This is a genomic window from Thioclava sp. 'Guangxiensis' (assembly GCF_045348365.1).
GTDB lineage: Bacteria > Pseudomonadota > Alphaproteobacteria > Rhodobacterales > Rhodobacteraceae > Thioclava > Thioclava kandeliae.
The window spans coordinates 75858-88516 of record NZ_CP155825.1 but is presented as its reverse complement, the minus strand read 5'-3'; the positions used below and the strand labels follow the sequence as shown (position 1 = coordinate 88516).

The window sequence follows — 12659 nt, the reverse complement described above, 5'->3', positions numbered from 1 at the left end:
GCAAGCTTAGCGCCGCCGAAAAGCTGTCCGGGAAATGGGGACCACCTCAGACCTTCGACTTTAGGCTCTGAAGGCGGCGATGTGAGGCTTGGGCAAGCCTTGGCTGTCCGCCCTCAGAAACGTCCAAGAAACAACGTCCAAGATACCGGGGGCTGTCCAAAAATCATATCAGAGCAAGCGAAAGCGCCGGAATGAAGGTCACGAGGATCAGGGCGAGCACCAAAGCCAGCAAGAACGGCCAGCCCTCGCGCAAGAACTCGGCAAACTGTGTCTTGGTCAGGGCGCAAACCATCAGCATGACGGTCCCCACCGGCGGGGTAAGCGTGCCGATCGCCAGATTGAGGATCATGACAATTCCGAAATGCACGGGATCGATCCCCAGCTGAACGACAACCGGCTTCAGCAGCGGCACAAGGATGATCAGCAAGGCATTGCCTTCGATGAACATGCCGAGCACGAGCAGCAGGATGTTGATCGCAGCAAGGAACAGCCACGGGTTCTGGGTCAGGCTCATGATCCAGTCGGCCAGCATGACACCGGCACGTTCGACCGAGAAAATCCAGCCCAGAGCCGAGGACATCATGATCACCAGAAGCACGGAAGCGGTCTGACGGGCGGTCGTGCCGAAGGCGCTGGTCAGATCAGACAGCTTCATCTCGCGATAGACAAAGAGCCCGATCAGCAGGGTGATCACCGTCGCAACCGCGCCCGCCTCGGTAGGTGTGAAAATACCAAACCGGATCCCGCCGATAATCAGAACGATCAGGAAAATCGCAGGCCATGCGGATATCACCGTGCTGCGGGTTTCCGTCAATGTGGGCGCGGCAGTGCGCGAGGGCTTGTAGCCGCGCTTGCGTGCCACGAAATAGACGGTGATCAACAGCAGCGCCGAGCAGGTCAATCCCGGCAAGATCCCCGCGATGAACATATGTCCGATCGAGACATCGGCCACCAGCCCGTAGATAATAAGCGCGATGCCGGGCGGTAGAATAGGCGTGATCAGCGATGAGGCCGCGGTGATGGCCGCCGCAGTGCCGCGCGAATAGCCCTGACGGATCATATCCGGAACCAGCATCCGGCACATCATCGCCGCATCCGCAAGGTTAGAGGCCGAAAGCCCGCCCATCAGTGTGGAGAGCATCACATTGGTATGTCCCAGACCACCCGTCAGACGGCCAACCAGCAGATCGGCCACCTTCAGAAGGCGCGTGGCAATGCCCGTGGTTCCCAAGAGCGTGCCCAGCAGAATGAAGAAGGGGATCGCCAGAAGCGAACTGTTCTGGGTCGGCGCGATCAGACGCTGAACCGCAATCTGGATCGGCATCTGGGCGAAAGCCAGAAAATAGATCAGGACCGCCGCAAACATCGCGAGATAGATCCGCATGTTCAGGGCAAATAGCGCGAACATGAAGGGGATAATGATGAACCATTCCATGGAAAACTCTTGGTCTAGAGACAGGCTGCGCCCCGACCTTTCCGGTGGGATGCTAGGATGAGAGCGGTATCACTCGCGCAATGCGTCATCTTCTTCGCGCTCCGTCGTGCTGCCGCGCAGCAGCCGATAGGCAATGACGAGCGCGATACCAAGTGCTCCGACCGTGACGGCGACATCGAGCCAGAACCACGAGATCTTAAGGATCTGTGTCTTCTTCAGAGCGGCGCTTTCGGCGAGCTTGTAGCTCAACCACGCCATCATTCCAAGCAAGACCACAGACGCCAGCGCAACGAGAAAGGCGATCACTTTTTGAACGCGTTCGGGAAGCAGAAGGGTGACAATATCAATGCAAAGATGGCGGCGCTCGATCTCGCAGCCGATCGCGCCGAGAAAGACGATCCAGATCATCAGGATGCCGGACATCTCCTCGGTCCATTGCAGCGGCGCGCCGAGTGCATAGCGCGCAATGACCGCGGCAAATGTGATCGTGACGAGCGCTGCAACCAGCAAACCGCCCACGAGATCGAGTGTTTTGAAAAGGGCTCTCATAGCATCTCCTGAACGAGGGTGGCCATGCGTGGCTGAAAGGGATCAGGCAGCGCGGTGGCTGCCTGATCTGTCATATCACTCGGCGAGTTGAGACTGGATACGATCGTAAAGCCCGTCGGACCATTCGGGGAATTGGTCATAGACTGCCTTTGTCGCCTCCTTGAAGGCGGCGGTATCCGGATAGGTCACCGTGACACCCGCCGCTTTCATCTCTTCGATGATCTTGGCGTCCTGCTCGGCGGCAAGCTCCTGACTATAGAGCCCCGCTTCATGGCCGGTCTCCTCTAGCATCTCGACGACCGAGGGGTCGAGCGTGTCGAAATAGGCCTGACCGCCCAGCCACAGCGAGGTATTCTGCAGATAGGAAATCATCGAGAGTTCCTTGGCCTGCTCGTGCAGCTTTTGCCCGTAGAGCACGGGGAGGGGGTTCTCCACCCCGTCGATGGTGCCCTGCGTCAGGGCCGGATAGACATCGGCCAGCGGCATGGGGGTCGGTGTCCCGCCCATCGCCTCGATGGCGCGGATCTGCATGATGTTGTTGGGGGTGCGGATCTTCAGCCCCTTGAGATCGGCAGGGGTCTCGACCTTGGTTTTTGTCAACAGCTGGCGGGTGCCATAGAGATAGTTCGAGATGACGATATGGATGCCTTGTTCCTCGAGCTTTGCTTTCTTTTCCTTGAACCAGTCCGATTCATAGATTTTGAACAAGCTTGCGGCATCGTCTGTCAGATAGGGGCCGAACAGGATCCCCAGATCCGGATCGGAATCGGTCAGAAAGCCCACATCCGCAATGGTGATGACATTCACGCCTAGCATCGCCTGCTCGATCACATCCTTTTTCGCGCCCAGCTGTGACGACGGATATAGCTCGAGTTCGACATCCCCACCCGATGCCTTGTCGACCAGTTCGGCCCAGCGGTGCATCACAAGATCCACCGGCTCGCCGGGGTTGTTTTCATACGCCACACGAATGGTTGTCTCTGCCGCAAATGCGGGCAGGGCCATTACAATTGCGGCTGTCGCTCCCAGTAAAGTCTTATACATGTTCATTCTCGTCTCCTCCTTACGAAATGATCTGTTGTGGTTTAGGGCGCAGCTATATGCTCTGACTGCCGAGCGTGCTGGACAGGCCAGAGCGAAACCGATGCCCCCTCCCTCTTCGAAAGCCAGTCGGCCAGCACATCTCCCGAGTGCTGGAAATGCGCGCCCATCGCCGCGACCAATGCGTCGGCATCGCGTGCGGCAAGCGCGTCGATGATGCGGGCATGCTGGGTCTGCGCAGTGTCGGTATTGAGTTTCTGAGACTTGCCGACCTCAAGGTAGAAGCGCAGCGGCGCTGCGAGGACTTCATACATATGGATCAAGACGCTGTTGCCCGATGCCTCGACAAGGCCCATATGGAACCGGTAGTCGGCCTCTGCCGCCTCTGCGGCCGTCAGAGCCCGACCGATTGCGCGATTGGCTTCGCGGATCCGCAAAAGGATCTCGTCCGTCACATGGCATACCATCAGCGGCGCGGCGCCCGTCTCGGAAATCCGGCGGAAGTTCAATACATCCGAAAATGTGCGCGGCGAGGTGTCGAGAAACTGGGTGATTTCGGCAAACATCATATCGAAATCGGCCTTACGGACCCGCGCTCCGCGACGGGTCTTCTCGATCAGTCTGAAGGCCTCGAGGTGGATCATCGTCTCTCGAACGGTATTGCGTGATACGCCAAAACGCTCGGCCAACTCGCGCTCGTTGGGGAGCATATCGCCCGGCTCATAGCGCTCGGCAATTTCTTGGCGCAGGATGTCGCGAATGCCCTCGACGGTCGTTGTCATGCGCTGGCCCTCCCCTGCCTAGGCACTATGGTTGGACCAAGAGACCAAATTAAATAGCAGCGGTCAAGAAGAAGTTGTCACGGAAAAGGGCGTCAGTCAGAGGTTATCGCTAACAGGCGGGTTCAGCCTGTGCTGATTGACGCCTTAAGTGTGCGGTTTGCCGTCATGAGATGTTCATCAAAAGCAGCCTTGGCTTCGCCATCATCACGGGCAAGCCATGCACGGATTATGCGCAAATGCTCGCGTAGAGCGACGCGGTTGCGCTGTGTCTCGTCCAATTTGTTCCATTGGAAATGGTAATGCACGATCAAGGCGATGCGCGATGAAAACTCGTCAAAAAACCTGTTTTGCGCCGATGCGCAGATGAGCCGGTGGAAGGCGGCATCAAGCGCGGGAAATTCCACCATGGCGGCATCGTCACGCGCCAAGAGAGAGATATGGCGGCGTTCCATTTCGATCATCTGCTCGACGATCATCGGGTCGCGACTGGCGAGAAGCCGCGTGAAGGCGGCCCCCTCGATCAAGGCCCGCATCTCGATCAATTCATTCGCGAAGGTCTCAGTGAATCCACGCAATATCCAGTTTTTACTACTATTTTTTTCGAATAACCCATTGGGCTGATAGCGGATCAGAAGTTCGCGGATCTGCATGACGGGAACATCGAGACGCCTTGCAAGCTCGGCTTCGCGCAGGATCGAGCCTGGTGGAAGGTCTGTTCGCAAGATCCATTCCAGAAAACGCGACTCGGCCAATTCGGCTGGCGCAATCGATTCGCTTTGCGAAAAATAATCCATCGGCACGGGGTGGCGCAAAACGGTTTTATCGCGTCCCGACCATGCGATCAGGCCATGTTCCACGAGATGGGTCAGCACGCCACGAATTGTGGTGCGGCTTGCCTGCAGCCTTTGCGCCAGCTCCGATTCGCTCCCCAGCCGCGCGCCGGTCTCCAGCTCCAAAAGGGCATCAAGCATATGGTTGACCGCCTGTTTCAGTGTCTGCTGTCCGCGCGACATCGGCATATCCTTTCAGGCTCGGCCCAGTCGGGCAACTTTCAAGTGTCTGATTATGCGATCTCTATGGTGTTTCGCAAATGACTGACCGATTGTAACGTAGATATGTTTTTTATAAATAAAGAACAGATTGCTTTTCATGTCGATCAGGGCGTGCCATAGTCGAGGCAACGCCAGACTGGCCGAGGGAGGACCAAGATGACCGTATCCGCTATGAAAGCCCTATTGTGCGATGAGCCCCACGCCCTGAGCGTGGTCGATCGGCCGCGCCCTGACGCCAAGCCCGGCCATGTGCGGCTTCGCATCGCCGCCATCGGGATCTGCGGCACGGACTATCATATCTACGGGGGCAATCAGCCGTTTCTGGCCTATCCGCGGGTCATGGGGCACGAGCTTTCGGCCCATGCGCTTGACAATAGTGCCGACGGTCGCATCAAATCCGGCGATCTGGTCGTGGTAAACCCCTATCTCTCCTGTGGCAAATGCCGTGCGTGCACCATTGGCAAACCCAATTGCTGCTCCGATATTGCGGTCCTCGGCGTCCATACGGACGGCGGCATGTGTGAAGAAATCGTGGTGCCCCAAGGGAACCTTTATCCGGCGGGCGATCTCGACCCCATTGCAGCTGCGATGGTTGAGTTCCTTGCGATCGGCGCCCATGGTGTGCGTCGTTCGCGACTGGATACGGGGTCGAGCGCGCTTGTGGTGGGCGCAGGGCCCATCGGGGTCGGAGCGGCACTCTTCGCGCAGATCGCTGGCGCGCGCGTCACGCTGCGCGACACGTCGCCCGAACGGCTCGCGCTTGCGCAATCGATCCTGCCCGAGGCAAAGGTCGAGCTTGTCTCCGACGCCGGTGACGCCGTGTTCGACACGCTCTTCGATGCCACCGGCAATATCAACGCGATGAATGCCGGTCTGAAGTTTCTCGATCACGGTGGCTCCTATGTGCTGCTTTCGGTCGTCAAAGGCGATCTGAGCTTTGCAGATCCGGAATTCCACAAACGCGAGACGACGCTCATCGCGTCGCGAAATGCGCTCAAAGTCGATTTCGAGCATGTGATGGCCTGCATGGCGCGCGGCTTGGTTCCCGTGGCGGCGCTCGCGACACATCGCACGACGCTTGAGGGGGCGGTGGCCGACCTGCCCAAATGGGCCGAAGATCGTGGTGCTGTGGTGAAGGCATTGATCGAGATGCCGGCATGAGCGCGCCGACACCGATTGTCCAGTTCGGCACCTCGCGGTTTCTGCAGGCACATGCCGATCTGTTTTTCTCCGAAGGCAGCCCCGCGCGCAACATCACTGTGGTGCAGAGCTCTGGTGATTCGGCGCGCGCGGCGCGCTTGGGTGCGATGGCCGCTCACGACGGATATCCTGTGCGTATCCGCGGCCTGTCTGAGGGGCGTGTGATCGACGAGACACGCCGTGTGACATCCGTCCGCCGGACCCTGTCGACGGTATCGCAGTGGGATGAGCTGACGCGCATCATCGTGGAGGAAGCCGAGGTCATCCTGTCGAATACAGGCGATGCGGGCTACGAACCGCGCACGGCCGATAGAGATCCCGTGCCATCGCAGGAGCAGAGCTATCCCGCCAAACTCTACCATCTTCTTGCGGCGCGCCATGCCGCAGGCGGTGCTCCACTCACCATATTTCCCATGGAGCTTATCCCCAATAACGGAACCGTCCTGAAAGCGCGCGTGATACAGATTGCCGCGCAACAGGACGCAGGGACGGACCTGACCGGCTGGCTCGAGCGCTGCTTATGGGCCAACAGCCTCGTGGATCGGATCGTGTCCGAGCCGATCGAGCCGGTCGGGGCCGTCGCCGAACCCTATGCGCTCTGGGCCATCGAGAGCCAACCCGGACTGGAGGCGCCCACCTCGCATCCAGCCGTTCAGCTGGTCGAGCGGCTCGAGGAAATCGAGCGGCTCAAGCTGCATATTCTCAACCTCGGGCATACCGCGATGGCGGCGATCTGGCTGGCACAGGACGGGCCGGAGCGCCAGCCAGATGCGATCGTGCGCGATCTTCTGGCAGGCGAGACCGGTGCGCGGGTGAGGGCCATAGTCGAGGCGGAGGTGCTTCCCGGTTTTGCGTGTCATCGAATGGAAGCGCAGGCCCGTGCCTATCTGGCGCAAACCCTCGAAAGGTTTGCCAATCCGTTTCTGGACCACCGGATTGCCGATATTGCCCAGAACCACATCCAGAAACTCGAGCGCCGGATCGGAGCTTTCCTGCAGTGGGTCCGTGCCGCCGACCCCGCATTTTGCGCGCCGCAGCTCGACCTGTTTTTGCAGGCTGTCGAAAGAATAGACCAATGAACCTACCCGAACTGATCATTCTGGATCCACAGGATACGGTCGCCGTGGCGCTGCGCGACATCAGGGCAGGCGAGACGGTCGAAGGGATCGTCGCAGCCGACCCGATCCCGCGAGGACATAAGATCGCCCGCCATGATCTGCGCAGGGGGGACGCTGTGGTCAAATACGGGCAGGTCATGGCAGTCGCCTCCGCTGATATTACGGCAGGGGCGCATGTGCATTCTCATAACTGCGCCCTGCCCAATCAGCATTCCGAGCAGTCATCGGTAAAGGGAAGCCTGCCCGTCCCTCCGGCACGACAGACATTCGAGGGTTATGCCCGCCCCGATGGCCGTGTGGGAACGCGCAACTATATCGGCATCATGGCCTCGGTGAACTGCTCCTCGACAGTCTGCGATGCGATTGCCGCCGAAGCGAACCGCATTCTCAAACCGAAATATTCGCAGATCGACGGCTTCGCGCCCATTGTACACGATCAGGGCTGCGGCATGACCAATCAGGGCGAGGGGTTCGACACCCTCGTGCGCACGCTCAAGGGCTATCGGGACCACCCCAACTTCGGGGGCGTTCTGATCGTGGGGCTGGGATGTGAAGTCAACCAGCTGACGCTTTACAAGCCAAGCGACTGGACCCGCGAGCGTATTAAGACCTTCAATATTCAGGACGTCGGAGGCTCGCGTTCGGCCGTGCGGCGCGCCGTCGAACTCTTGGAGCCGATCGCAGCGGCGGCCAATATGGACCGCCGTTCCACCCAGCCCGTTTCAAAACTCACCCTCGGGATGCAATGCGGCGGCTCGGACGGGTTTTCGGGCATTACGGCCAATCCGGCACTGGGGGTCGCGTCCGATCTTCTGGTGGCGGCGGGCGGCACGTCAATTCTCTCCGAAACACCCGAGATCTTCGGCGCAGAGCATCTGCTGATCGCGCGTGCGGATGCGGCCAATGGCCAGAAAATCCGCGACATGATCACTTGGTGGCGCGACTATGTCGGCAAGAACGGCGCCTCGCTCGATAACAACCCGAGCCCCGGTAACAAGAAGGGCGGGCTTACGACAATTCTTGAAAAATCGCTCGGGGCCGTGGCCAAGGGCGGGCTTTCGCCACTCTCCGGCGCCTATGCTTATGCCGAGCGGATCGACCAGCACGGGTTTGTCTATATGGATAGCCCCGGCTATGATCCTGTAGCAGCGACAGGGCAGGTGGCTGCAGGCGCCAATCTTGTGGCCTTCACGACGGGGCGGGGGTCCTGCTTCGGGTCAAAACCCACCCCCTCGATCAAACTGGCCTCCAATAGCGAGCTGGCGCGCGCCATGCCCGAGGATATCGATCTCGATTGCGGCACCGTGGTCAGCGAAGGCGTAGGGCTGACACAGATGGGCCAGAAGATTTATGATCTACTGCTAGATATCGCGTCGGGCAAAAAGACTGTTTCGGAAGAATTCGGCTATGGCGACAACGAATTCGTCCCATGGAAGATCGGAGCGGTTCTATGACGCGGCGCAAAGGGCTTCTGGCTGTCGGTGAATGCATGGTCGAGATGTCAGGAGGCGAGAATGACCTCTATCGGCTAGGCTTTGCCGGCGATACGCTCAATACGGCTTGGCATCTGAAATCGGCACTGACGCAGCGCGGTCGTGCCGATCTGGCGATCTCCTATCATACCGCGCTTGGCGATGACAGTTTGTCGGACCGGATCATCGGATTTTTACAAATGTCACAGCTGGGGGTCGAGACTGTTCAACGCATTCCAGGGCGCCGACCGGGGCTCTATATGATCGAGCAGCGCAACGGCGACAGGGATTTCATCTATTGGCGCGAAACATCCGCAGCGCGGCAAATGGCAGATGACGCCGAAGCGCTGCACGCCGCTTTTGCCAAGCCGGAGTGGATCTATTTCTCGGGCATAACGCTTGCGATCCTCTCTGCGGACGCACGCGCAACGTTCCTGCAGGCTCTGGAGACCGCATGCAAGGACGGAGCGCAGATCGCATTCGACCCCAACCTCAGACCGCGCCTCTGGGAGGACGGGCCCACCATGTGTCGCAATGTCGAGGCAGCGGCTGCGCTGGCCGATATCATCTTCCCGAGTTTCGATGATGAAGCCCATCATTTCGGTGACGCGGATCCAGTGGCGACCTGTGCAAGATACCGCGCCCTGTCTCCCCGATCGGAAATCATCGTAAAGGATGGGCCTGCGCCGCTGCATCTTGCCTTGCCAGAGGTGAAACCGGTCGAGATTACCCTGCCTCCCGTGACGATGGTGGTGGATGCGACAGGTGCAGGTGACGGGTTTAACGCGGGCTATATTGCCGCGCGCCTATGCGGCCTGTCCGCGAATGAAGCGGTTCATTCAGGCATTGCTCTGTCTGCCTCGGTGTTAGGTCATCACGGGGCTATTCCGTGATGGCGCCGTGAAGCAGGCATTTTTCTAACGTGGTCAATATGCTTGTAGGAAGCGAATCTTGTTGAGGTCCTAAGATCTACTTTGTGAGTAACACGCTAAAGTTGGTGATGCCCTGAGGGGCCGCATATCATGGCGGTGTCGAAGCGTCGTCAATTCTCAGCCGAGAAAGGGATATGCCACATGTCGGAGACTACCATCGCCGCTCTACCCGATCCATCGGGCTTTTCACCGGATCCGTTGACGGACCTCATCCGAGAGGGGGCGCAAGCTGATCGAGCAGGCAGTCGAGGCTGAATTGGCCACGCTGCTCGCAGCCTTTGCCGAGGACAGGCTGGAAGAAGGCCGTACGAGGCTGGTTCGGCACGGGCATCTCCCGGAGCGCGAGATACTGACCCGGATCGGTCCTGTTGCCATGAAAGTCCCGCGCGTTCGGGACAACAAGTCCGGCGAGGCCAAAAACGCCTTCACGTTCTGCCTCTTCCTGCGCTATCTGCGCAAAGCCAAGTCGGTCGAGGAGCTGTTGCCGTGGTTGTACCTCAAGGGGGTGTCCAGCGGCGGTTTCGGCGAGGCTTTGGCCGCCCTGCTTGGGCCGGAGGCCAAGACCGTTACTCGCCTGAAAGCCGACTGGTGATCGGAGTATGAGGCCTGGGAAAAGCGTGACCGCGGAACCCGCCGGTTCCTCTACATCTGGACCGATGGTGTCTACTTCAAGCCGCACATGGCCGAGGAAAAGTAATGCGTTCTGGTCATCGTCGGTGCGGATGAATACGATCGCAAGAAGTTGTTGGCCATGACGGACGGTTTTCGCGAAAGCTCCCAGAGCTGGCGCGAGGTGCTGCTCGATCTCAAGCGGCATGGCCCCAAGCAGGACCCCAAGCTCGCGATCGGCGACGGCGCCTTCGGCTTCTGGACGGCCCTGCGCGAATTAAGGTGGCCCCCGAAACTCGGACAATCTGGCTCAAGCTTGCCGTCAACGACGACAAGGGCGAACAGCATGGCTGGAAAACGGAAGAACTACAGTGCCGATTTTAAGGCGAAGGTGGCCCTCGAGGCGATCCGCGGGGACGCAATGATCGCCGAACTAGTGGCCAGGCATGGTGTGCATCAGACGGGGATCAATACATGAAAGCGCCAGGTGCTTGAGGGCATGTCGGGGATCTTCTCGGGCAAGGCCGAAGCGAAAGCCGCCGAGAAGGAAAGCGAGATCGAGAAGTTGTACGCCAAGATCGACCAACGCGCTGTGGAGGGGGAATTTTTAGCCAAAGGCGAGCCAGTGAAGGCGCCATTGATGGTGTGGATGGCCCCACCAAACGGCATCGCGATGTGCCAGGGTGGGTATGTTTCCAGCCACCGAAGGGAGCCATCCATGGAACAGCCTATCACGATCGGCCTCGATCTGGCCAAGAATGTCTTTCAGGTTCATGGGGTCGACGCGACCGGCAAAGTTGTCTGTCGCCGCCAGTTGCGGCGGGCACAACTGCTGCTTTTCTTCTCGCAGCTTGAACTGTGTGTTGTGGGGATGGAAGCTTGCGCCGGGGCGCCTCATTGGGGTCGTGAGCTTGCCGCATTGGGGCATGAGGTTCGGCTGATGCCACCCGCTTACGTCAAGCCCTATGTGAAGCGGGGAAAGACAGACGCGGCTGATGCCGAGGCAATATGCGAAGCGGTCACGCGCCCGACCATGCGATTTGTGCCGGTGAAATCGGCGCAGACCCAGGCAGCGTTGCTCGACCATAAGGCGCGGGAGTTCCTCGTACGGCAGCGTACTCAGATCATCAACGCGATCCGGGCGCATATAGGCGAGTTCGGCATTGTGGTGGCAAAGGGCATCCAAAACGTTGATCGTCTGATCGCTGCCGCGCGAAACATGCCGGAAGCCGCAAGAGCTGCCGTGGATATGTTGGCTGAACAGCTTCGGGGGACGCAGGCCCGGATCGATGCGATCACGGCGCGGATTGGAGAGCGGCAGGCCGATGATCCACTCGCACGTCGACTGGCGACAGTACCGGGAGTGGGCGCGATCTTCTCAAGCGCGTTTGCCGCGACCACGCCGGATGTAAGCGCCTTCCGCAGTGGCCGTGATTATGCGGCTTGGCTTGGGCTGACCCCGAAAGCCCATTCCAGCGGCGGCAAGGAACGGCTGGGGAGGATCTCGAAGGCCGGTAATCGATATCTGCGACGGCTACTCTATCTCGGCGCCATGGCCAGGATCAGTGCCCGGCGTGAACGGCGAAGGACAGCCGAGAATGCCACGCCTGACTGGCTCGATCGGATGCTCGACCGCAAGCCGGTGAAGGTGGTCGCGATTGCCTTGGCCAACCGCATGGCGCACACGATCTGGGCATTGATCAGAAGCGGTGAGAGTTACCGGGCCGCACTGGCGTAGCAAAGTAGCCGCCCTCAGAACGGCAGGCAAGGAATTGGTGAGGCGCGATGTGAGGTGATGGCAAAGGGACGTCAACAACGGAACGGGACACCCAGTTCGAACCGAAGCGCCTTTCGAGCGCGTGCCATTGATCGGGACCCAACCGTCGGCTGATTTCATCAAGGCGCGCAGCGATCGATAGAGCTGCGAATTGACGCCGTATACATGGCCGCGACCGACCAGAATGCCAGAACTGAAGAAAGCACTTGCCAAGGGGCCATCCATACAGGGTTCGAGGCCCATACCGGACGGACGTTGAATTCTGCATTGAGGCATTGGAGCAAGCTATGCAACTGCATGGAAGGCCTGAGATATTCAACACCGACCAAGGCAGTCAGTTCACAAGCCCGCGCTTCACGAAGATCCTCTCGGACGCCACTGTGAAGATATCGATGGACGGGCGAGGCCGGTGGATGGATAACGTGATGATCGAACGGCTCTGGCGGTCGCTGAAATATGAATGCGTCTATCTGAACGCGTTTGAGACCTGCACCGCAGCTCGGATCGGCATCGGGAAGTGGATGACCTTCTACAACACCAAGTGCCCCCATTCGACGCTCGGTGGCAGAACACCCTTCGCGGCCCATCAAGGCCTCGATCTGAAGGCGGCAGCATGATCAACAGGCAAGCTTAGCGCCGCCGAAAAGCTGTCCGGGAAATGGGGATCACCTCAGTTAATCATTCAAAGGCAA

Annotated in this window: 10 protein-coding genes and 3 pseudogenes; 8 read left to right on the top strand and 5 right to left on the bottom strand. The window is 59.3% G+C overall.

Going from position 1 to position 12659, the window contains the following annotated elements:
- Window positions 1-163: 163 nt before the first annotated feature.
- The 5 genes from ABEB22_RS20590 to ABEB22_RS20570 form a co-directional block, all read right to left on the bottom strand.
- Window positions 164-1435, bottom strand: coding sequence for a TRAP transporter large permease (locus ABEB22_RS20590; RefSeq protein ID WP_349294817.1), 1272 nt, complete (start codon window positions 1433-1435; stop codon window positions 164-166).
- Window positions 1436-1504: 69 nt separating this feature from the next.
- Window positions 1505-1984: a TRAP transporter small permease gene (locus ABEB22_RS20585; RefSeq protein ID WP_349294816.1), complete on the bottom strand. Its 480-nt coding sequence runs from the start codon at window positions 1982-1984 to the stop codon at window positions 1505-1507.
- Window positions 1985-2059: 75 nt separating this feature from the next.
- Window positions 2060-3028 (bottom strand): C4-dicarboxylate TRAP transporter substrate-binding protein, encoded by a 969-nt coding sequence (locus ABEB22_RS20580; RefSeq protein WP_406871237.1) that lies wholly within the window; start codon window positions 3026-3028, stop codon window positions 2060-2062.
- A gap of 41 nt (window positions 3029-3069) precedes the next feature.
- A complete protein-coding gene (locus ABEB22_RS20575; protein ID WP_349294815.1) occupies window positions 3070-3807 on the bottom strand; it encodes an FCD domain-containing protein in 738 nt (245 codons plus the stop codon).
- A gap of 122 nt (window positions 3808-3929) precedes the next feature.
- Window positions 3930-4820 carry an FCD domain-containing protein gene (locus ABEB22_RS20570; RefSeq protein ID WP_406871235.1) on the bottom strand — a complete coding sequence of 297 codons (891 nt, stop codon included), beginning with the start codon at window positions 4818-4820 and terminating at the stop codon, window positions 3930-3932.
- 210 nt (window positions 4821-5030) lie between these two features.
- On the opposite strand from ABEB22_RS20570, the gene ABEB22_RS20565 reads away from it, so the two are divergent.
- The 8 genes and pseudogenes from ABEB22_RS20565 to ABEB22_RS20530 all read left to right on the top strand — a co-directional run.
- Window positions 5031-6020, top strand: coding sequence for a zinc-binding alcohol dehydrogenase family protein (locus ABEB22_RS20565; RefSeq protein ID WP_349294830.1), 990 nt, complete (start codon window positions 5031-5033; stop codon window positions 6018-6020).
- Window positions 6017-7138: a mannitol dehydrogenase family protein gene (locus ABEB22_RS20560; protein ID WP_349294813.1), complete on the top strand. Its 1122-nt coding sequence runs from the start codon at window positions 6017-6019 to the stop codon at window positions 7136-7138. Before ABEB22_RS20565 ends, ABEB22_RS20560 begins: the two co-directional genes overlap by 4 nt.
- Complete coding sequence (locus ABEB22_RS20555; protein ID WP_349294812.1) at window positions 7135-8631, top strand: altronate dehydratase family protein; 1497 nt, start codon at window positions 7135-7137, stop codon at window positions 8629-8631. The genes ABEB22_RS20560 and ABEB22_RS20555 overlap by 4 nt, the downstream gene beginning before the upstream one ends.
- Window positions 8628-9542 carry a sugar kinase gene (locus ABEB22_RS20550; protein ID WP_349294811.1) on the top strand — a complete coding sequence of 305 codons (915 nt, stop codon included), beginning with the start codon at window positions 8628-8630 and terminating at the stop codon, window positions 9540-9542. Before ABEB22_RS20555 ends, ABEB22_RS20550 begins: the two co-directional genes overlap by 4 nt.
- A gap of 180 nt (window positions 9543-9722) precedes the next feature.
- A pseudogene (locus ABEB22_RS20545) lies at window positions 9723-10470 on the top strand (transposase); the annotation flags it as partial.
- A 66-nt stretch (window positions 10471-10536) separates the two neighbouring features.
- Window positions 10537-10809: pseudogene (locus ABEB22_RS20540) on the top strand (transposase); the annotation flags it as partial.
- Between the two features lie 99 nt (window positions 10810-10908).
- On the top strand, window positions 10909-11928 hold the full coding sequence (locus tag ABEB22_RS20535) for an IS110 family transposase (RefSeq protein ID WP_349294829.1): 1020 nt from the start codon (window positions 10909-10911) through the stop codon (window positions 11926-11928).
- 290 nt (window positions 11929-12218) lie between these two features.
- A pseudogene (locus ABEB22_RS20530) lies at window positions 12219-12584 on the top strand (transposase); the annotation flags it as partial.
- Window positions 12585-12659: the final 75 nt, after the last annotated feature.

Bases quoted from the DNA above. Each gene is read 5' to 3' on its own strand.
- ABEB22_RS20590 (WP_349294817.1), bottom strand. From the start codon at position 1,435: ATGGAATGGTTCATCATTATCCCCTTCATGTTCGCGCTATTTGCCCTG.
- ABEB22_RS20585 (WP_349294816.1), bottom strand. From the start codon at position 1,984: ATGAGAGCCCTTTTCAAAACACTCGATCTCGTGGGCGGTTTGCTGGTT.
- ABEB22_RS20580 (WP_406871237.1), bottom strand. From the start codon at position 3,028: ATGTATAAGACTTTACTGGGAGCGACAGCCGCAATTGTAATGGCCCTG.
- ABEB22_RS20575 (WP_349294815.1), bottom strand. From the start codon at position 3,807: ATGACAACGACCGTCGAGGGCATTCGCGACATCCTGCGCCAAGAAATT.
- ABEB22_RS20570 (WP_406871235.1), bottom strand. From the start codon at position 4,820: ATGTCGCGCGGACAGCAGACACTGAAACAGGCGGTCAACCATATGCTT.
- ABEB22_RS20565 (WP_349294830.1), top strand. From the start codon at position 5,031: ATGAAAGCCCTATTGTGCGATGAGCCCCACGCCCTGAGCGTGGTCGAT.
- ABEB22_RS20560 (WP_349294813.1), top strand. From the start codon at position 6,017: ATGAGCGCGCCGACACCGATTGTCCAGTTCGGCACCTCGCGGTTTCTG.
- ABEB22_RS20555 (WP_349294812.1), top strand. From the start codon at position 7,135: ATGAACCTACCCGAACTGATCATTCTGGATCCACAGGATACGGTCGCC.
- ABEB22_RS20550 (WP_349294811.1), top strand. From the start codon at position 8,628: ATGACGCGGCGCAAAGGGCTTCTGGCTGTCGGTGAATGCATGGTCGAG.
- ABEB22_RS20535 (WP_349294829.1), top strand. From the start codon at position 10,909: ATGGAACAGCCTATCACGATCGGCCTCGATCTGGCCAAGAATGTCTTT.